The 19752-nt window shown below is 51.7% G+C and carries 17 protein-coding genes and 1 pseudogene; 10 read left to right on the top strand and 8 right to left on the bottom strand.

Translation table 11 applies throughout. The features are described 5' to 3' along the window. The first annotated feature begins 270 nt into the window (after positions 1-270). From OEL83_14865 to OEL83_14855, 3 genes are all read left to right on the top strand, one after another. Positions 271-1218 carry a tetratricopeptide repeat protein gene (locus tag OEL83_14865; GenBank protein MDK9708322.1) on the top strand — a complete coding sequence of 316 codons (948 nt, stop codon included), beginning with the start codon at positions 271-273 and terminating at the stop codon, positions 1216-1218. 92 nt (positions 1219-1310) lie between these two features. Further along, the gene (locus tag OEL83_14860) at positions 1311-1877 is read left to right on the top strand and encodes an RNA polymerase sigma factor (protein MDK9708321.1); all 567 of its coding nucleotides are present in this window, start codon (positions 1311-1313) and stop codon (positions 1875-1877) included. Beyond that, positions 1861-2979: a tetratricopeptide repeat protein gene (locus OEL83_14855; protein ID MDK9708320.1), complete on the top strand. Its 1119-nt coding sequence runs from the start codon at positions 1861-1863 to the stop codon at positions 2977-2979. The genes OEL83_14860 and OEL83_14855 overlap by 17 nt, the downstream gene beginning before the upstream one ends. An 85-nt stretch (positions 2980-3064) precedes the next feature. On the opposite strand, the gene OEL83_14850 is transcribed toward OEL83_14855, so the two are convergent. Next, on the bottom strand, positions 3065-3391 hold the full coding sequence (locus OEL83_14850; protein MDK9708319.1) for a hypothetical protein: 327 nt from the start codon (positions 3389-3391) through the stop codon (positions 3065-3067). Between OEL83_14850 and OEL83_14845 the strand changes: the two genes are divergently transcribed. From OEL83_14845 to OEL83_14815, 7 genes are all read left to right on the top strand, one after another. After that, the gene (locus tag OEL83_14845; protein ID MDK9708318.1) at positions 3390-4073 is read left to right on the top strand and encodes a hypothetical protein; all 684 of its coding nucleotides are present in this window, start codon (positions 3390-3392) and stop codon (positions 4071-4073) included. The genes OEL83_14850 and OEL83_14845 overlap by 2 nt on opposite strands. A gap of 235 nt (positions 4074-4308) precedes the next feature. Then, positions 4309-4662 (top strand): metalloregulator ArsR/SmtB family transcription factor, encoded by a 354-nt coding sequence (locus OEL83_14840; GenBank protein MDK9708317.1) that lies wholly within the window; start codon positions 4309-4311, stop codon positions 4660-4662. A 71-nt stretch (positions 4663-4733) separates the two neighbouring features. Then, positions 4734-6728, top strand: a complete 1995-nt coding sequence (gene feoB / locus OEL83_14835; protein ID MDK9708316.1) for a ferrous iron transport protein B — start codon at positions 4734-4736, stop codon at positions 6726-6728. Positions 6729-6908: 180 nt separating this feature from the next. Beyond that, the gene (locus tag OEL83_14830; GenBank protein MDK9708315.1) at positions 6909-7556 is read left to right on the top strand and encodes a metal-dependent transcriptional regulator; all 648 of its coding nucleotides are present in this window, start codon (positions 6909-6911) and stop codon (positions 7554-7556) included. A gap of 108 nt (positions 7557-7664) precedes the next feature. Continuing rightward, positions 7665-7988 carry a YnfA family protein gene (locus OEL83_14825; GenBank protein MDK9708314.1) on the top strand — a complete coding sequence of 108 codons (324 nt, stop codon included), beginning with the start codon at positions 7665-7667 and terminating at the stop codon, positions 7986-7988. 132 nt (positions 7989-8120) lie between these two features. Beyond that, the gene (locus tag OEL83_14820; GenBank protein MDK9708313.1) at positions 8121-8489 is read left to right on the top strand and encodes a metalloregulator ArsR/SmtB family transcription factor; all 369 of its coding nucleotides are present in this window, start codon (positions 8121-8123) and stop codon (positions 8487-8489) included. Between the two features lie 5 nt (positions 8490-8494). Next, a complete protein-coding gene (locus tag OEL83_14815) occupies positions 8495-10864 on the top strand; it encodes a cation-translocating P-type ATPase (GenBank protein ID MDK9708312.1) in 2370 nt (789 codons plus the stop codon). 104 nt (positions 10865-10968) lie between these two features. Here OEL83_14815 and OEL83_14810 read toward each other — a convergent pair whose 3' ends face one another. From OEL83_14810 to OEL83_14780, 7 genes and pseudogenes are all read right to left on the bottom strand, one after another. Further along, positions 10969-14223, bottom strand: a complete 3255-nt coding sequence (locus tag OEL83_14810; GenBank protein ID MDK9708311.1) for a CusA/CzcA family heavy metal efflux RND transporter — start codon at positions 14221-14223, stop codon at positions 10969-10971. After that, complete coding sequence (locus OEL83_14805; GenBank protein MDK9708310.1) at positions 14223-15503, bottom strand: efflux RND transporter periplasmic adaptor subunit; 1281 nt, start codon at positions 15501-15503, stop codon at positions 14223-14225. The genes OEL83_14810 and OEL83_14805 overlap by 1 nt, the downstream gene beginning before the upstream one ends. Positions 15504-15546: 43 nt before the next feature. Further along, the gene (locus OEL83_14800) at positions 15547-16857 is read right to left on the bottom strand and encodes a TolC family protein (protein ID MDK9708309.1); all 1311 of its coding nucleotides are present in this window, start codon (positions 16855-16857) and stop codon (positions 15547-15549) included. Continuing rightward, positions 16841-17236: a FixH family protein gene (locus OEL83_14795; protein ID MDK9708308.1), complete on the bottom strand. Its 396-nt coding sequence runs from the start codon at positions 17234-17236 to the stop codon at positions 16841-16843. Before OEL83_14795 ends, OEL83_14800 begins: the two co-directional genes overlap by 17 nt. Before the next feature lie 561 nt (positions 17237-17797). Continuing rightward, positions 17798-18597, bottom strand: a pseudogene (locus OEL83_14790) (IS1595 family transposase). Between the two features lie 35 nt (positions 18598-18632). Then, positions 18633-19016 (bottom strand): recombinase, encoded by a 384-nt coding sequence (locus tag OEL83_14785; protein ID MDK9708307.1) that lies wholly within the window; start codon positions 19014-19016, stop codon positions 18633-18635. Positions 19017-19057: 41 nt separating this feature from the next. Continuing rightward, the gene (locus tag OEL83_14780; GenBank protein ID MDK9708306.1) at positions 19058-19654 is read right to left on the bottom strand and encodes a hypothetical protein; all 597 of its coding nucleotides are present in this window, start codon (positions 19652-19654) and stop codon (positions 19058-19060) included. Between the last annotated feature and the right edge of the window lie 98 nt (positions 19655-19752).

The following is a 19752-nucleotide window of genomic DNA, read 5'->3' as shown; positions in this document are numbered from 1 at the left end:
GGCCCTGCAAAAGTACGTTCAGTTCAGAATCCCTTCATTACTCCGTAGATCTCATAAAAGATCAAATCAATGTGACGCCCGTCGAACTCATCCGTAGATCTGACGAGAGCATAACAAAAAAGCCCCTTCTGAAAAAACTCACTTCTCGGCCAGGGGCGCAACACAACCATTACAAAATCAAAAACAAAGGAGAAACCTATGCGTTTCCAACATTTCATTGCTTTATTGTGCCTTGTTTTTTTGCTCAACGGCTGTTCGGCAGGAAAGACGATGCAAAACAACTATCAAGGAAACCGATACTTGGAGAATCAAGATTACCGGCAGGGCGAGTTGACCTTTCGCGAAACCGTCACACAAAACCCCAACGATCCCCTTGCCAACTATTATTTAGGCCGTTTTCTTCTTGCCCAAAACAAGGCGCAACCGGCCTTGCCGTACCTAAAAAAGGCTGCGTCGCTGGACCGGAAAAATACCGATTACCTCTTCTGGCAGGGGGTGGCTCAGGGAGAACTTGGCGAGAGCAAGATGGAGCGAGAAAGCTATCGGAAGGTCTTGGCGTTAAATGCAAACCACGTCCAAGCCCTGACCTATCTCGGCCACAATCAATTCAAGGCGAAAGAATATGAAGCCGCTCTTATTACCTACAATAAAGTACTTGGAATCTGGCCGAACAGTCCATCGGCTTTATACAACCGAGCCCTGATCGCCAGAATTCTCAAAGATACCCCCGAGGAGAAAGCCGGCTGGCTGGCCTATTTGAATAGGTACCCCGCCGGGGATTTTGCCATCAAGGCGACCGGCTATCTGAATCGACTGGGCGATTTTTCCTATCAAAATCATGATCTCGGAGGGCGCGCCACGACACTGACCAAAATCTGGTTCGAGCCTCTGACGGATAAACTCGCCCCGATCTCCTCACGGGCACTCAATGTCGTTGGTGCGACTGCAACGAACATGAAAAACGGCAAATTGCAGGTTGTGGTATTTCAGCAAAACAACAAGGACCTAGCCAAGGCTCGGGCAATCAGCATCAGGCAATACCTACTCGGCAAATTCCCTGGATTAACTCCGGAAAGAATCGGCATCAGTTGGTTCGATGAGCCGGAAGAATTTGAGATTCAAGGGAAAAAAATACAGAATCCGGATTCCGTTCGATTCTTTTTCACCGATCTTGACAATGGCGTTCAGTCAACAAAGAAGAAAACGAAGAAAAAGTAGCAGCTCCAGTACAATTTCAGCTCCCACGGCAAAATTAAGACAATCGGATGTGACGATCCCCACCGTCTCCTCGTATAGAAGGATAAGAAAGCATGAATAATGCTAGTGACGAAACCCTGGTGCAACTGGTTCTGAAAGGTGAAACTCAGCTCTTTGCCAAGATTGTCGAACGCTATGAACAACCTGTTTACAATCTGATGTACAGATACTGCCGTTCCGAACAGGAAGCCGACGATTTGACCCAGGACGTATTTCTGCGAGTCTATGACCGGCTCGCATCCTTCAACAGCAACAGGAGATTTTTCCCCTGGCTGTACACTCTGGCGGTCAACAGAGCCAACGACTGGCACAGAAGCAATGCAGTCAAGAGGGCAAAACTGGTTGAACTGACCTGGGATATTCCTGAAACCGAAGCCAGTACGGATCAGGAAGAAAAAATGCTGAGCCAGGAAGAGGCCGGCAACTTGTACAAAGCGCTCGATGAACTACCGGATATAACGCGGGAGATGATCATGTTGCGGTATCAGCAGGAGCTTCCTGTCTTGGAAATTGCCGATATTTTCAAGGCTTCCGAAAGTGCCGTGAAAATGAGGATAGCAAGGGGGCTGGCGAAGATGAAAGATTTTTTGGGAGGTGGCCGCTATGAAGGGATGGAATAACAAATTCTCGCTTGAAGATGGAATTCGTAGATTGCCGGGCAAGAAACCACCAGCCGATTTACGAAAAAGAATAATGCTCGCTCTGCCGGAATACAAGGAACCGTGGTTCAGGCGGGCGCTGCGATGGATCGATACTGGTCCCCTTTTCTATCGTACGGCCGGCGCGATCGTAAGCCTTGCCCTGACGTTCTATGGCGGGATGCAGTATGACCGATTCTTTCCGGGAAATTTGACAGCAGTGGAAGAATCAATAGCCGTCAAGGGGAACATGAACGACGAGGCGTTATTCTATCTCGGTCGAAGTCTGCTCGCCGCAGGCCAGTCGACGGAAGCGTTGGACGCTTTCCGCAAAGCGGAGATATTGAGTCCGGATAATGCCAAATACGCTCTGTGGAAGGGTGCAGCCTACCAAGCTCTTGGGGCCGTTGAAGAAGAGCGTCAAACATACCAGCAACTCGTTGACAAAAGGCCCGATCTGCTGCCGGCCCGCTTAAACCTTGCCAACAACTTATTAAAGGATGGTCAGGCTTTGCAGGCTCAACAACTCTATGAACAGATTCTGGGGAGCGATCCAACGGAGAGGACAGCTCTCTACAACAGGGCAATCGCTTTACGCCTGCAGGGCAAAAAGAAGGAAGAGGCCGACGCCTGGAAAAGCTGTCTCGATTACTATCGGACCGGGGTCTCTGCCAGCCGGGCGATGCAGCATCTCCATGAACTGGGGGACTATAGCTATCGCAATTATCAGCTTGGCGAAAAGTCCGTCATTATCAACCAGGACCGCTTACTTGACCCGCAGGATCAAGAACGGACAAGAGAAATCGATTATCTTGCCCGTCATCTTAACAATCGGTCATTGGAAAAGCTGAATATTGTGGTGTTTGTTCAGGACGATGTCCAGCAGGCAAAATCAATCGCTCATTCTCTGCGCTCGGCGATCGCTGGGCGTGCAGTAGGAATAGAGGGCAACTCAGTCGGCGTCAGCTGGTTTGATGAGGCGGAGCCAATCGAAACCCAGGAGAAGGGCAATATCAATCTATCAAAAGGGGTGCTGATCTTCAGTGCTCCAAAAAACAAACCGAATACGGAGGAGAAAATATGATGAAAAGCAAGAAGTATTACGCGGCGGTACTACTGGCATTATCGGTAGGAATGGTTACGCCGGCAACATTGGTGGTTGCGGCAACTCAAAGTGGGCAGCAGTCGGTTTCGTCGACTACAGCCGATATGGATAACATAAAATCTGAATTTGCAACCCCGGCGGAAGCGTTAAGTGCCGCAAAAAGTGCCAAACAAGCGGCAAACAGCAATAGTGTTACAGCGCAGTCTCCTGCTAATGCAAAGCAGAAGGCGGCAATATCGCAAAACGTTGGGGGAAAACCAGGTGTGAATTCCAAATCTACAAGTTCGGTTTCCGGAATTGGAGAAAATCGGCGGGGAGTCGCTTCATCAGGAAATAAACCAGCCAGCCAGAGCAACACGAGTACCCCCACTACGGCCAGCAACACCAACATGAACATGCATGACAACATGAACATGACCAACGATATGATGGCCAATGACAACATGAACATGCATGACAACATGAACATGACCAACAATATGATGGCCAATGACAACATGAACATGCATGACAACATGAACATGACCAACGATATGATGGCCAATGACAACATGAACATGCATGACAACATGAACATGACCAACAATATGATGGCCAATGACAACATGAACATGCATGACAACATGAACATGACCAACGATATGATGGCCAATGACAACATGAACATGCATGACAACATGAACATGACCAACGATATGATGGCCAATGACAACATGAGTGGAAGCAGCCACGGCGGTAGCATGAGTGGAAGCAGCCGCGGCGACAGCATGAGTGGAAGCAGCCACTCGGGCAATGATGGCGGCGGACATGGTGGCAGTGGCTCGGGTGGCGGCAGCGGCTCAGGTGGCGGCAGTGGCTCAGGCGGAGGCAGCGGCTCAGGTGGCGGCAGTGGCTCAGGCGGAGGCAGCGGCTCAGGTGGTGATGGCGGTGGGCATGGCGGAGGTAGTGGCTCAGGTGGTGATGGCGGTGGGCATGGCGGAGGTAGTGGCTCAGGTGGTGATGGCGGTGGGCATGGCGGAGGTAGTGGCTCAGGCGGCGGCAGCGGCTCAGGCGGCGGACATGGTGGCTGGTAAAGCGGGAAGCCTCTCTTTCATAAGACAAACGGTTGATTGACGAGTAACAAAGAATCCAAAAAAGTTCGCTCCAGCAAATGTAACTTGCATGGATCAGCGACCGCCGGACAGGGGATGCAACATCTTCCCTGTCCGGTTATTTATTCGGCAGCTCTAAAAAATATCCTTTACAAGTCCGACAGGGAATGGTATCTACCACAAAACACATGAACGACTGCTCGAACGATCAATCATTATGCAAAAAGATATCTGCCAAATCGACCATGTTGACCAAGACCGAGTTGCTCGTGCCCAGGCGCGAATGCATGATGCACGGACCATTGCCGAGTTGGCCGAGATTTTTAAAGTGTTGAGCGAACCGACCCGGGTTCGCATCCTGCAAGCCCTTTCGACAGAAGAGCTCTGTGTCTGCGATATTGCTGCCGTGGTCGAGACAACCACTTCCGCTATCTCCCATCAGCTGCGCATTCTACGAACCACCCGTTTGGTCAAGTCACGAAAGGATGGCAAAATGGTCTATTACTCTCTTGATGACGACCATGTCCGCAACCTCTTTGAGGAAGGCATCCGCCACCTGAAAGAAGGCTAATTTTTTTTACTATTATATGTGAACGTATCCTCAATCGTTCACTTTGAGCAGCAATTTCATTGGAGAAAAAGATGAAAAAAGTAGGGAGTTGCGGTTGCCATGGCGACCAATCTTGTGCAGAAAACAACCTCAAAAGGCTTGTCATGGTTGGGAATCCAAATGTGGGCAAAAGCGCCCTCTTCAACCGGCTGACCGGCTCCTACGTCGTCGTTTCCAATTATCCTGGGACAACGGTAGAGGTTGCCCGAGGGAAATGCCGAATAGATACAGAAGAATTCGCTGTCGAAGACACACCGGGGATGTATTCCCTACTGCCAATCACCGAAGAAGAAAGGGTAAGCCGTGACATTCTTCATGCAGGAGGGACGGCTGTGGTGCTGCATGTGATCGATGCCAAAAACCTTACACGGATGGCATCCCTTACCCTGCAATTAATTGAAGCACAGTTGCCCGTGGTGCTGGTCCTCAATATGATCGATGAAGCTGAACGTCTTGGCATACAGATCGACACCGACCTGCTTGAGAAAGAATTTGGTGTACCGGTCGCGGCTATTTCCGCACTGTCCGGGAAGGGGATCGGTGTTCTGAAAGAAAAAATTGCCTCCTACAAGGCTTCAGTGGCCAAACCACAGATTTCTTACGGCGACCCAATCGAGAAAGCCATTAATACCCTGGTGGTGAATATGCCAGAATCCCACGGCTTGTCGCAAAGAGCTTTAGCGCTGCTGCTGATCCAGGGTGATTCCGCCATTGCCCAAGAACAGCAAAAACTGCAAGAAAACTCGATCGATTTTATCCGTACAACCCTTACGGAGTTGGAGGCAAAACTCGAAAATCCAGCCAATTACCTGGTATCGATGAAGCTCCATGAAAGTGCGGTCGGCATCTGTGAAAAAGCCTTCCTGGCCCCGGCCAAGCGGGGTAATACCATCGCCAACCTCCTGGGAAAATGGACCATGAATCCGTTGACCGGTGTGCCCATCCTGTTATTGGTTCTTTATTTCGGTTTATACAAGTTTGTCGGTGAATTCGGGGCGGGGACTATAGTCGGTTTCCTTGAGGAGAACGTTTTCGCAGGCTACATCAATCCCTGGCTCAACGAGCTGCTTACTACTTATGTCCCCTGGGCACCGCTACGCGAATTGATCGGTATGGACTACGGCATCGTCACCTTGGGCTTTCGTTATGCCATTGCAATCATTCTGCCAATCGTCGGTACCTTCTTTATTGCCTTTTCAATCATCGAGGACACCGGCTATCTGCCCCGCCTGGCACTGCTGGTTGACCGAGTGTTCAAAAAGATCGGTCTGAATGGCCGTGCCGTCATTCCCATGACCCTGGGCTTTGGTTGCGACACCATGGCGACCATGGTCACCCGGACCTTGGAGACGAACCGGGAACGGGTCATCGCCACTCTGCTTCTGGCTTTGGCTATTCCTTGCAGCGCTCAACTCGGTGTCGTCATGGGATTGGTCGCAGAAAAACCGGCAGCCATGGCGGTCTGGGCTGGTTTTATGCTGTTCATTTTTCTTTTCATCGGCTTTCTTACCGCCCGTTTGATGCCGGGTGCCCGTCCAAACTTCTACATGGAGATTCCACCGATGCGGTTGCCGCGTCCGGGGGCGGTCTTTATGAAGACCTACACCCGCATGCAGTGGTATTTCATGGAGATTCTGCCCCTCTTTATCGTTGCCAGTGTCCTCATTTGGCTCGGCAACATCACCCGCACCTTCGATATTGTCGTCTCCTGGCTCTCATATGTCATGGGCTGGATCGGCTTACCCAAAGAGGCAGCGATGGCCTTTTTATTCGGGTTTTTCCGCCGCGACTACGGTGCGGCCGGTTTGTACGACCTGCAACAGGCCGGAGCGCTGACTGGCAACCAACTGGCTGTAGCGGTCATTACCTTGACGCTGTTCGTCCCTTGCGTGGCTCAATTTCTGATGATGAAAAAAGAGCGCGGCCTCAAAATGGCTTGCGCCATGGGCTTGTTTATCTTTCCCTTTGCCTTTCTCACCGGGGGATTGGTGAACGGGTTACTCAATCTGCTCGGGGTACAGCTATGATCTGCGTTTATTGTCGAAAGGAATTCGTGGCGAAGGAGGCGGAAAAGCAGTGCCGATCCTGTTCGTCTTTTGGCGGCTGTCAGAAGGTCAAGTGTCCTTTCTGTGGCTATGAATCCCCAAAAGAACCTGAATATATTGCAAGAATAAAGACATTAATAAAGAATATAAGGAGTCACGCGCATGAAAAGCGATGAAAGAATTGAAGAAGCGCTGGAAAAATTGTGGGAAATTCTAGTAGAAGACTCCAGCCTTGGCAACAGCCGCGAAAAGATTCTTGCTCATACCTCCGATATTCCCCTCGAACTGCTTTTGCAAGAGGGCCTGATAGAGGAGGTGGGGGGCTCTCTCGGCTATACGGCCTCAGGAAGATTGGCGGCTCAGTCCGCTATCCGTCGTCATCGACTCTCGGAGCGTTTGTTCCACGATATCATTGAGACCTCCCAAGAAGAAACAATGGAAGAAGCAGCGTGCCAAGTTGAACACATACTCAAAAAAGGGATAGAAGAAGAGGTCTGCCGCCTACTGGGCCATCCGCAGACCTGCCCGCACGGAAAGCCAATTCCTCCCGGAAAGTGCTGTCTTGCTGCCGTTAAAAGCATCGAACAGTTTGTCGCCCCTTTAACTTCCATGAAAAAAGGTGAAAAAGGCATTATTGCCTACATCAAGGCCGGGTCAAAAAAACTGCAAAAGCTTATGGCTATGGGGGTATTACCCGGAAATGCCATCGTACTTGATAGTAACTTTCCCTCCTTTGTTTTTTCGGTCGGCTACAGCCAATATGCCGTCGATGCCGACATGGCGGAATCGATCATTGTAAAAAGAGGTTAAATAGCGACGAGAAATGAACCAATGCGACCTATGTACCCAGGTTGCATTTTCCGCATCAAACACCTGACGACACTCCTGACGCACCAAAAAAAGATATCAAGGGGCCTGATGTTAAAAACCACAATGCTATTTATAGCTACAGCTTTGGCAGAAATCATCGGTTGTTTCCTGCCCTATGTCTGGTTGCGCAAAGGCGGACCGTTTTGGTTGCTGGCGCCGGCCGCAGCAAGTCTGGCGCTGTTCGTTTGGCTGCTGAGCCTGCACCCCGTAGCCAGCGGTCGGGTGTATGCTGCTTATGGTGGGATCTATGTAACAACCGCCCTGGTCTGGCTCCGAGTGGTTGATGGGGTAAAGTTATCAGCTTTTGACTGGATTGGGGCTGGAATCACCTTGCTTGGCATGGTGATTATTGTGGCTGGATGGCGAGCATAATTAGAGACATCCTCCTTTTCCCAAATTATCCATCTCTTTGACATTAATTCCTGGTCCAAACAACAATTCCATTGACACATTGTGGCACATTATTTAATATATGAACAAATGAACATATATTGGAGCAATCACATGATACAACTGCACTATGACACAGACGTTTGCGAAGGGTTATGCGAACACGATCAGGTTGTTTGCATGGCAAAAGCTGAAATGCTTCTCGACGAAGATGCCAGGCAGATTGCCGAAACGTTTAAAATTTTAGGAGATCCCACGAGGATTAAGATTTTGCACGCCCTTTCCAGAAGGGAACTTTGCGTATGCGACATTGCCGCTATCGTTGCTATGGGACAATCGGCAGTGTCGCATCAGCTCCGACTGCTGCGTGGGGCGCGACTGGTGAAATACCGTAAAGAGGGCAAAATGGTTTGGTATTCTCTTGATGATACCCATATCTCTCTGCTTTTGGCGCAGGGGATTGAACATATTCAACATAGGTAAAGATAATGAAAACAGCGAACTTAATCAAACCCACAGAAGGATTGGAAGGACAACTTTGCCAGGGTCCTTGTTGTGCAGGTGTTGGTGAAAAAACCCCGATTGTAAGTTGCGATAGTCAAGACCCTGCAAATGTTGAAGGTCTTTTTGATATAAACAAAATCGGCAATTCCCTCGCTTCACAAAAAAGAGGTACCTGTGATATCTCGGGTCAGTCGCCGCAATCATCACTGACGGATGGCCGGAAAACCGCAGAGCACCTTGCTACTATCCGGGAAGGGTTACAGAAATCAGTTTTTCGCATTTCCGGCATGGACTGTGGCGATTGCGCGGCAAAACTTGAAAGAAGACTTGCTGCTCTCCCGGGGGTGAGATCGGCAGCTGTTAACTTTGGTGCCGGCAAGTTGACGGTCGAGCACAACACAACCGATTCGATCCTCATACAAACGGTGAAACAAGCCGGATATGGGGCAACAAAAGATGGAGTTACTCGTCAGCCAACGCCGGAAACTGTCTGGTGGAAAAACGCCAGGACCCTGGCTACTGCAGCCTCCGGAATAATGCTGGCCATTGCGACCATTCTCGATTGGTCGGGGATGACAGGGGGGATTGTTACCTGGCTGTATGCTCTCACAGCCATTACCGGTGGATTTCATACAGCAAAAAGTGGCTTGTACGGCCTCCGTTCTTTATCGCTCGACATGAATTTTCTGATGACTGTCGCCATAATCGGGGCAGCGGCCATTGGCGAATGGAGCGAGGGTGCTGCGGTTGCTTTTCTGTTTTCTTTCGGCAACACCTTACAGGCCTACACCATGGATAAAACGCGCCAATCCATCCGGTCGCTCATGGAACTTGCTCCACCGGTCGCTTGGGTGCGAAGGGATCACGAGGAAAAACGTTTGCCCGTTGAGGAAATCGTGGTGGGTGATATCGTCATAGTCAAGCCTGGCGAGCGCATCGCTATGGATGGCATTGTCCATAGTGGGATTTCGGCGGTCAATCAAGCTACTATCACCGGTGAATCGATTCCTGTTGAAAAAGCAACAGGCGATACAGTGTATGCCGGGACAGTTAACGAGCACGGTGCCCTGGAGATCAGTGTAACGAAGACTGCCGACAATTCGACTCTGGCCAAGATCTCCCACCTCGTCGAGGAAGCCCAGGCACAGAAGGCCCCCTCGCAGCAGTTTGTCGATGTATTTGCCAAGTATTACACGCCGATTGTCCTTGTTTTGGCTGCTGGAATTATGGTGGTGCCATGGCTGCTCTTCCAACAGCCTTTCGCCCAATGGTTTTATAATGGTTTGGTATTGCTGGTTATCTCCTGTCCTTGTGCGCTGGTGATTTCCACCCCGGTCGCCATCGTCTCGGCTATCGGCAATGCCTCCAGGCGCGGTGTTCTCATCAAAGGCGGCGCATATTTGGAGGTGATGGGCTCTATCAATGCCATTGCCTTTGACAAAACCGGAACCTTAACCCAAGGCAAACCGGTGGTTACCGATATTGTGGTTACCAATGGGTATTCTGAAACCGATTTTTTAGCAATGGCCGCGGGCATTGAAAAATGGTCCGAGCATCCTTTAGCCCGTGCCATTGTTGAGAAGACCAAAGGGCTTGGCCTAAAGACTGCGGTTCAGTTCAAAGCCTTGGTGGGACGTGGGGCGCAGGCGGAGATCGATGGGCAAATGATATACATCGGTAATGTCCGGTTATTTGAAGACCTCGGTTATGATTTGACCGCACATGAGGAAACCCTGGTCGAACTCGAACAGCAAGGCAAGACGGTTATGTTAATGGGAGCAGGAAACCTCATCCTCGGCATGATTGCCGTAGCCGACACCTTGCGGGAAAACAGCAGGGAAGCGATACAAGCACTGCATGCAGCCGGCATGAAGCACATAGCCATGCTCACCGGCGATAACGATCGAGTAGCCGGGGCAATTGCCAAGAAACTTGATCTTGATACCTACTACAGCGGTCTGATGCCTGAGGACAAGGTGACAACAGTAAAGAAAATAGCCAGTGACTACGGAAAGATAGTTATGGTCGGAGATGGTGTCAACGATGCCCCCGCCCTGGCGGCAGCGACGTTAGGCGTGGCCATGGGGGTAGCCGGATCGGATGTGGCGCTGGAAACGGCGGATGTGGCCTTAATGACCGATGACCTTGGCAAACTGGCCTATCTCATCAAATTGAGCCATAAGACTGTGGCGATCATTAAACAGAATATAGTTTTCGCCCTTGCGATCAAGGTCATCTTCCTGTTGTTGCTTGCTCTTGGAATGGGAAATTTGTGGCTTGCCGTCTTGGCCGATATGGGCGCATCGCTTCTGGTAACAATGAATGGCATGCGGCTGATGCGACGTTTACAGTGAGCTGTGATAAGTGTGCGGCTGCAATTCCCTGCTTTCCAACTTTTAAGGAACCCGCGTAGCAGCCGCCCCATAGTTAATGCTCGATTATAAAATGAAATCAGACCTTACTCGGATCCTTCGGCACGGCCACGCAACCCCCACCCTTTCCAGATCAAATAAATCGCCGGATAAATAATCAGTTCAAGGATGGTCGAAGTCACCACCCCGCCGACCATCGGTGCGGCGATGCGCTTCATCACATCCGAACCGGTGCCGTGGCTGAACATGATCGGGATGAGGCCGGCGAGGATGACGCAGACCGTCATGATCTTCGGGCGAATACGCTTGACAGCGCCGAACATGATCGCCTCCTTGAGATCGGGTATCGATTTCAATCTCCCCTCTTTTTGCCACTTGTCGTGGGCCAGTTCCAGATAAAGGAGCATGATGACGCCAGTTTCGGCATCGAGGCCGGCCAGGGCGATGATTCCCACCCACACGGCGATGCTCATGTTATAGCCCAGTAGATGGAGGAACCAGAAGGAACCGACCAGGGAAAAGGGCACTGCCAGGAGAACGATCATCGTCTTGATCGTCGATTTGGTGTTCAGATAAATGAGCACAAAGATGATGAGCAGAGTGAGCGGGATCACCAGCTTCAGCCGCTCAGCAGTCTTTACCATGTATTCGTACTCACCGCTCCACTCCAGCCGGTAGCCTTCCGGAATCTTTAGCGATGCCACCCGCTCTTTCGCCTCCTTGACATAGCCACCGACGTCGCGACCGGAGAAATCGATAAAGACATAGGAGGTGAGCATCCCCTCTTCGCTCTTGATTGCCGTCGGTCCTTTCACCACCCGGATATCGGCAAGCTCGCCCAAGGGAACCTTCAAGAGCGGCGCCGCCCCGGTAAACCTGATCGGGCTGGTAGCGCCCGCCATCCCAGGCGCGGCCGCGGATGCGCCGCCGCCCATCGACACCGGCACAAGAATATTACTGAGGCTATTCAGGTCACTCCTGAAATCGCGGGCATAGCGGATATTTACCGGATAGCGTTCCCGTCCCTCGACGGTAACGGTGAGATTCATGCCGCCGATGGCGGTCTGGATCACCTCGTTCACCGCCTCGACGCTCAGGCCGTAGCGGGCGATCGCCTGGCGCTTGACGGTAATGTCAAGGAAATAGCCGGTGGTCACCCGTTCGGCATAGGCGCTTCTTGTGCCCGGCACGTCGCGCAGATGGTGCTCGATCTCCAGGCCGATCCGTTCCACCTCCTCTAACTTAGGACCCATGACTTTAATACCCACCGGCGTACGAATGCCGGTGGCAAGCATGTCCATCCGCGCCTTGATCGGCATGGTAAAGGAGTTGGCTACCCCGGGGATTGTGAGGATCTCGTTCATCTCGTTCTTCAAGGACTCGACAGTCATGCCCGGTCGCCATTCGGATTCGGGCTTCAGGGTAATGACCGTTTCGAACATCTCCAGCGGTGCCGGATCGGTGGCGGTATCGGCCCTGCCGGCCTTGCCGAAGACCTGCGCCACCTCCGGGATCTGCTTGAGCAACCTATCCTGCAGTTGTAAAAGCTTGGTCACCTCGGAGATCGAGGCGGCGGGTACGGTCACCGGCATGTAGAACAGCGTCCCTTCGTAGAGGGGCGGCATGAACTCGGAACCCAATTTTTTAAAAGGAATGACGGTCGCCCCCATGATTGCCAGGGCAAGGATAATCACCAGCCACTTAAAGCGCAGGGCAAAGCGCGCCACCGGTTCATATAGCCAGTGGAGAAGCATACTGACCGGATGGCGCTCTTCGGGAAAGATTGTGAACAGATATTTGATCAGTGGGATCCTACTCAGCACCGGCACCTTCTCGTGGATGAACATGGTCATCAGCACCGGGGTCATGGTGACAGCAAGGAAGGAGGCAAAAAGCATGGCAAAGGTCTTGGTATAGGCCAAGGGCTTAAAGAGGCGACCGGCCTGGGCCTGAAGAGTAAAGACCGGCAGAAAACCAACGGTGATGACCAACAGCGAGAAAAACAGCGATGGCCCGACCTCCTTGGCCGCCTCGATGACCACATCGATCCGCTGGCCGGGTCGCCCCTCCTGCACCCATTCCTCCAGTTTCTTGTGGGTGTTCTCCACCATGATAATCGAGGCATCGACCATCGCCCCGATGGCAATGGCAATGCCGGAAAGACTCATGATATTCGAAGTAACCCCCAAATAGTACATGCAAATGAACGACATGACGATGGCCAGCGGCAGGGTGAGGATCACCACCAGGGCGCTCGGCAGATGGAAGAGAAAGATCACACAGACGACACTGACGGCAATCGACAACCGGACGATCTCCTCCTTCAGGGTATCGATTGATCGATTGATGAGATCGGAACGGTCATAGGTGGTGACCATCTTCACACCCTTCGGCAGGGACGGGGCAATATCTTTCTCGATCTTTTCCTTCACCCGCTCGATGACCGAGAGGACGTTCTCGCCAAAGCGAATGACCACGATCCCGCCCGCCACCTCACCCTTGCCGTCAAGCTCAACCAACCCCCGACGGATCTCCGGACCTAGCCGGACCTCACCGATATCGCTAATCAAGATGGGGGTGCCGGCACCGTCAGTGCCGACGGCAATCGCCTCAATGTCCCCAATCTCTTTGATGTAACCGCGACCACGGATCATATATTCGATGCCTGAGAATTCGATCACCCTACCCTCGACATCCTGATTGTTCTTCCGGATCGCCTCCATTACCTTTGCTATGGGGATATTGTAGGCGAGCAGCCGGTTTGGGTCGACGGTCACCTGGTATTGCTTGACGAAGCCGCCGATGGAGGCCACCTGCGCCACCCCCTGCACACTCTCAAGAGCCAGTTTGATGTTCCAGTCCTGCAGCGAGCGCAATTCGGCAAGATTGTGCTGGCCGGTCTCGTCCACCAGGGCATAGGAAAATCCCCAGCCGACGCTTGTCGCATCGGGGCCGAGCACCGGATTGACATCGGCCGGCAGCTTGCTCCGAACCGCCTGAAGATATTCAAGAATCCGGCTGCGCGCCCAGTAGATATCGGTCCCTTCCTCGAAAATTGCATAGATGAAGGAGCTGCCCTGGAAGGAAAAACCGCGCACTACCTGGACCTTGGGGGCAGCGAGCAGGGTCGAGGTGATCGGATAGGTGATCTGATCCTCGACCAGGTCGGGGGCCCGACCCATCCACTCGGTGTAAATGATCACCTGCGTTTCGCTCAGATCGGGGATGGCGTCGAGCGGGGTGCGCAGCAGCGACCAGCCGCCCCAGACGGTGAGGAAGAAGACCGCAAGGAAGATGAGAAAACGGTTACGGGCACTGAATTCGATGATTTTTCCGATCATCACTGCACCACACCCTTTAAGCGCGCCTCGGAATCGATGAGGAAATTGGCCTGGGAGGCAACCTTCTCGCCCGGTTCGACGCCTGCGGTAATTTCAATGAGACCCTCGGCGCGAATCCCGGTGGTCACCTCACGCGGCTCGAAAACCCCGTCACCCTTGTCAAGGTAGACCATCCGGCGGTTACCGGTATTGATCACCGTCGCCTCGGGCAAGGCAAGTTTCTTGCCGAGGTCGATGAAAATCTCGACATCGGTGAACATCTGCGGCTTCAATTCTCCTTGCGGGTTGTCAATGGTAAACCGCGCCTTCATCGTCCGGGTTTCACCGGCGAGGAGCGGGTAGAGGTATTCGATGGTCGATTCGAATTTTTTCTCGGAAAAGTAGCTGAGGTTGATCGTCGCCTTCTGGCCGATCTTGACGAAGGGCATATCTCTCTCATAAATATCGGCAACCACCCAGATTTTTGCGAGATCGACGATATCGAGGAGCTTTTCACCGGCCATCACCCGTGTGCCCTGGATTGCCGTCTTCTGGACCACATAGCCGCTGGCAGGGCTGTAGACGGTAAGCGTCCGGATCGGCGTGCCGGTTTTCTCGATCTTGTCGATCTGGCTATCGGTGATGTCCCAGAGTTTCAGGCGCTGCCTGGCGGCCTTAAGCATCGCCGCGGCATCGCGGGCAAGCAGGTCGGGAAAATCCGCCTCCTTGTTGTAGTACAGTTTGCTGGGCGCGTTGCCGGCAGGCTTTTTACCGGTCCAGCCGAGCACATTGAGGAACTCCTGTTGGGTGGCATACAGCTCGGGGCTGTAGATCTCGGCGATCGGCGCGCCTTTTTTTACATAGTCGCCGGTGTAGTTGACGTGGAGCTTTTCTATCCAACCCTCGATCTTGGTATTGATGGTGGTAAGGCCGCGTTCGTCATATTCGATTCGGCCGATGGTGCGGATATTCCGATGCAGCGGGACCACTTCCGCGACTACCGACCGTACGCCGATGAGTTTCTGTTTGTCGGCAGGAATCTCGATGGTTGCCGCATCCTCGCCAAACTCATCGGCCGCGGCGGGAGTGGCGGTTTTCGGTTTCGGTGGTGGAGCCGGCAGGACTTCGCCATGACCGGCATGGCTGCTCGGAGGAGCCGCCGCCTGGGCGATGGCAGGGCCAGGGACTGGTAGTGGGGAGGAACCAAACCATTGCCGGTACGGTACCTGTGTAAGGGCGGCAGCACCGGCAATTCCGGCGATAACAATGAGTAGAAAAGTACTGCATGATAGCTTCTTCATTGGTCTTGGTATCCTTTGTGTGTCGTGCTGCCGGAAAATCAGGTCACTCCTCAACTCCCCCTGCCGCCGCCTCTATTCTGACCATCGCCTTGCCCCGTTCGGTGAACCTCGCCCAATAGAGAAGTTCGAAATCAATAAGCGATTTCAGTCTGTTGATCACCGTGAGTGCCTCCGTTTTGCCGCTGACATAGCCGCTCATCGCCAGATCGAAATCCTGATAGGTCTTCGGGATCAGTCCGTCCTTATAGAGAGCCATGAGCTTCTCGGCGCTGTGCGCCATCGTGTAATTATCCCGGATGGTTGCCGCGAGCATAAGCTTGGTCGCAGCCAGGTCGTGACCGGCCTCGGCAAGTTTGGCCCTGGCCTCGAAAAGCGCAGGTTTCTGCCGGGTTTCAAAATAGATCGGCACATTGACGGTAGTGGTGATACTCCACATATCTTCGAACTCCGAGCCCTTCTCGGCAACAGTCCCAGTGACGGTGAAGTCGGGATAAAACTCCTTCTCGGCCATCTTCACCTTGGCCTCGGCGACCGCGACCATCCGCTCTTTCGCCTTGATTACCGGCGATTTTTCCAAGGCGCGGGTTAAAGCCTCTTCAGTCGTCCAGAGAAGCTGCTTGGCCTCGGGCTTTTCCGGCACCCCGAAGGAGGCGTCGCACTGCTTCCTGCCGACAGCGCTGCACAGCATCGCTTCAATAGCGGCGATTCGCTGCCGAAACATCTCTTCCTTTTCCAGGAGCATATATTTTTCCGTTTGCGCCATCACCACTTCCTGCAGTATACCCATTCCCGAGCCGTAACGGGCGGAGGCGGCGTCCTCGATCCTCGAGAAAAGCGCGGTCTTATCATGGATCACATCGAGATTGATGTACGAAAAGAACAGGTCGTAATACAACTCCTCGATTCGTAGAGCGATATTCAGACGGCTTACGGCGACTGTGGCCTGCTGCCCCTCAGCCTCCTTCTCCGCCATTTCCCCCTTCAGCGCCAGTTTGCCAGGATAGGGCAGCATCTGCGAGACGGACAGCATAAATTGCGAATCAGGCATCTCGGGGTAACTGAGAGTATTGAAGCCTTCATTCTGGTACCCTATCATGACCATCGGGTCGGTCAGGCTGGAGGCCTGCGGCACCCGGTGCCCCGCAGCCGTAGCGCCCGCCGCGAACATCTGGATTTCTGGGCTGTTGCGCAGGGCCTCGTCCAGGAGGTCCTGCAGTCGCAGGGTGGTCTCGGCGGCCGCGCCGGTTCCGATTAGGGTCGGAAACAACACCGCCGCTACCAGGAACCGGATCAACCCACCCGACACCACAGGCAAGGCGGGCATTCCTGCCCCGCCCCTAGCGCGCATCGACATTGAATTTCACCGTCGAGGTCTTGCCCTCGCGCAGGATTTTCACCGCCACATTCCAGGCACCGGACATAGAAAAATCGATGGGGGCGGTAAAAGACTGGCCGTTTGGCGAGGCATCGGTCTTATAGTTCATCGCTGGCATCCCCGGCATGGCCGGCATGGTGTAGTCTACCCGTACCTTGATATCGGAAACCGGCTTGCCGGCATCGTCTTTAACGGCGATGGTCATCACGTTCTTACCGGCGACTGGAGGGTTCTTATCGAGTGTCACCACCACGTCGAAACCATCCACCTTTTTGCTCACCTGATACTCGCCGGCCATGGCGACACCGCTCAATAAAACCAAGATTACCAAAAATGCCGCTGTCTTTACTTGTTGCATATACTTCTCCTTGTAATTGATGGTTTACTATAAGCTCTTTACACTACCTGTATTATGACTCTTCCAAGCATTTTGTTCTTGGCCGATACACTCTTCAACCAAAAGAAAGGAAAACGCTTGTTGAAAGATTTGCAGTTTCCGTGCCAAAGATCACAGAATGCGACAATTTCCCCTAACATATAGCTAATTAATTGAAATTTAACGATTTGCACTCCATCGCGTTACCAAATTTCCATTGAGATTCCTGCCTAATATTTAGACAATTCCCGCTAATGTTGCGCCTAATTCCTCGACACTTCGCGTTCCTTACCGCGCCAGAATAGTATATCGCTGAAAAAATCAACAAAACAAGGAGCGGTCGATAAATACTTTATAGGATGAACAATTGATTCGATTCCTTTTCCAGCAATAAATTCATAAACGAGCAGCCGAACCTAGAAATAACCACACACCTAGCCTTCAAGAGGATATGGTTGGACGGTAACATAAACCTTGTAGTTTCATATACGATAACATTTCTGAGATAAGCTTTAAACAACGTGAAAGTAAAATGTTTTCTGATTACCCACAATCCTCAGCCAATTTCAGCATCCGCTGGGGTGTGGGCGCGGTTCTCACAGCGACGTACCCAAAGCGGGCGACCATTTGTTTCAGGTCGTACCGCCGGTTGAATCGGTAGCAAAACTCAGCAAGGTAGCGCGGAAAATGCTTTTTACTGATTGCATGAAAAGTGCCGTGAAGGGAGTTTTTCACATTGCTAATAATCGTGTTTACCCATTTGAATTCGGGCATTTCAACGCTTTTTGGGCCACCACCGGTGATTATGGCAATATGCTCAGGCCGCTCTCTTGAAAAGCAGTGAAGCATTCAAGACCATCGGTTACCACATTTCTCTTCGGAATCAGATGTTTTCGAGCCCAGTCTTTGATCGCTTCCTTGGAAAATGCACTCACTTGGCTGAAGCGAATAGCGAGCGGATGTCCCTTGTCACCTATAGATACTGCTGCGACGAAGGGAATTTTTCCGGTAGCCCCTCTACCTCGCTTGCCATCACGCTTTTTGCCTCCCCAATAGGCATCGTCGACTTGGATGTAATCAGCATCAAGAGGTTTGCTATCATCACGCTCTTTCATAGCCTGCTGTATTTTATGCTTGAGCAACAGAGCTGTGTTATATGAAATACCTACTATGCGTTTGAGGCTCAGCGCAGATACACTGACCTTTGATTGGGTAATCAGATAGATCGCCAGGAACCAGGTGGTCAGCGAGAGTTTTGTGGAGGCAAAAATGGTTCTTGCTGTGATAGAAATCTGTGCTCGGCACCTGTTGCATTGGAAAAGATCCCTGGCTTTCAACAGGCAACTCACACATCATAACCCCAGTCTCTCACCCTAAGTCACTTTGTCGAGAGTTCATCTTTCTTTCTGTTTGTAACTTGCCGCATCTCCTGTAGCTCCTGAGGCACATAATACTTGAATCTGACCTGCTTGCTCAACTGGCCAGTGAACTCAGAGAAGGCCATGGTTATCTTCCGCGCCTCATCCATGAGGGCAGCTCCTTTTTCATGGGAAATCCCCCCTGGCTCTCCCAATTGTCCCTTGAAATGAGCATACGCCTGGTCGAATTGCCGCAGGACATTGAACATGATGCTGCCCATTGGTGAGTTGATTTTCATGACTCTTGTGCCACGCTCCTTGACCATGGAGATTTTTCTCTCCAGAATTTCTTCCTTGGTAAATCTCTTTTTTTCAGTCGACGTTTCCTGAATTTCTTTCTCCAATTTTTTCTCCCTATAGATTGATAGATTTGATTGATAGTTTTTTAAGACTTACCAGTAATCCTGGCATGGTTGCGTTTGATTTTACTTCTCCGCCACATATCCATTAAAAAAACTATCCCGTAAGGCAGGATGGCGGCCACCATAACAAGCACAGAACACCTGGTGGCTATCGGCATGATATTGGGGAGCATAGTCATATAGCCATAATAGATTGCCTCGGCATTTTTGCCCAAATATTGAGCAAGTTGCCAGACCCTTTCCGGGGTGCTCAATCCGGTGAGCAAGGTGTAGAAAATGTAGATCATAAAACTTTTAAATATCAGTACGAGCATCCTGCCGGTGAAGAAAGCATTGATGGCCTTGCGGGTAACTACACCAATAAAGTATTGACTGATATAGGCGCAAAGGAAGGTGTTGGCGATGACCGGCAGAAAAGGGAAAGAGCCGATCATGGTTTTCAAAAACAAACTTGGTGATTTCAAGACAAAAGGCACCAGATAAAAATCAACCGCTGGAAGAAGCAAGAGGAGGAAGAGTCCTTCTGTCAGACCACTTTTAGCCCCGACACCGAAAAACCCCAGAGAGTTTTCCAGTGTCAAATACTCTGCAGGCAAGGCTTTACCCAATTTTTCAGCCATGCAATAATGCTGAATATCCGAAATTACATTAATGATACTCCGTGGCTTTACATATTGACGAGAGTCTGTATTGATGAATGTGGCATTCGGGCTATATG

Source organism: Desulforhopalus sp., assembly GCA_030247675.1.
In the GTDB taxonomy this organism is placed as follows: Bacteria; Desulfobacterota; Desulfobulbia; order Desulfobulbales; family Desulfocapsaceae; genus Desulforhopalus_A.
This window is presented reverse-complemented; position numbering and strand designations above follow the sequence as displayed.

What these genes read in the sequence shown, in the direction of transcription:
- OEL83_14800 (MDK9708309.1), bottom strand. Translation starts at nt 16,857, where the DNA reads ATGTCGATGCGCGCTAGGGGCGGGGCAGGAATGCCCGCCTTGCCTGTG.
- feoB (MDK9708316.1), top strand. Translation starts at nt 4,734, where the DNA reads ATGAAAAAAGTAGGGAGTTGCGGTTGCCATGGCGACCAATCTTGTGCA.
- OEL83_14845 (MDK9708318.1), top strand. Translation starts at nt 3,390, where the DNA reads ATGAACATGCATGACAACATGAACATGACCAACGATATGATGGCCAAT.
- OEL83_14820 (MDK9708313.1), top strand. Translation starts at nt 8,121, where the DNA reads ATGATACAACTGCACTATGACACAGACGTTTGCGAAGGGTTATGCGAA.
- OEL83_14860 (MDK9708321.1), top strand. Translation starts at nt 1,311, where the DNA reads ATGAATAATGCTAGTGACGAAACCCTGGTGCAACTGGTTCTGAAAGGT.
- OEL83_14780 (MDK9708306.1), bottom strand. Translation starts at nt 19,654, where the DNA reads ATGGCTGAAAAATTGGGTAAAGCCTTGCCTGCAGAGTATTTGACACTG.
- OEL83_14850 (MDK9708319.1), bottom strand. Translation starts at nt 3,391, where the DNA reads ATGTTGGTGTTGCTGGCCGTAGTGGGGGTACTCGTGTTGCTCTGGCTG.
- OEL83_14825 (MDK9708314.1), top strand. Translation starts at nt 7,665, where the DNA reads ATGTTAAAAACCACAATGCTATTTATAGCTACAGCTTTGGCAGAAATC.
- OEL83_14815 (MDK9708312.1), top strand. Translation starts at nt 8,495, where the DNA reads ATGAAAACAGCGAACTTAATCAAACCCACAGAAGGATTGGAAGGACAA.
- OEL83_14805 (MDK9708310.1), bottom strand. Translation starts at nt 15,503, where the DNA reads ATGAAGAAGCTATCATGCAGTACTTTTCTACTCATTGTTATCGCCGGA.
- OEL83_14810 (MDK9708311.1), bottom strand. Translation starts at nt 14,223, where the DNA reads ATGATCGGAAAAATCATCGAATTCAGTGCCCGTAACCGTTTTCTCATC.
- OEL83_14840 (MDK9708317.1), top strand. Translation starts at nt 4,309, where the DNA reads ATGCAAAAAGATATCTGCCAAATCGACCATGTTGACCAAGACCGAGTT.
- OEL83_14855 (MDK9708320.1), top strand. Translation starts at nt 1,861, where the DNA reads ATGAAGGGATGGAATAACAAATTCTCGCTTGAAGATGGAATTCGTAGA.
- OEL83_14830 (MDK9708315.1), top strand. Translation starts at nt 6,909, where the DNA reads ATGAAAAGCGATGAAAGAATTGAAGAAGCGCTGGAAAAATTGTGGGAA.
- OEL83_14795 (MDK9708308.1), bottom strand. Translation starts at nt 17,236, where the DNA reads ATGCAACAAGTAAAGACAGCGGCATTTTTGGTAATCTTGGTTTTATTG.
- OEL83_14865 (MDK9708322.1), top strand. Translation starts at nt 271, where the DNA reads ATGCAAAACAACTATCAAGGAAACCGATACTTGGAGAATCAAGATTAC.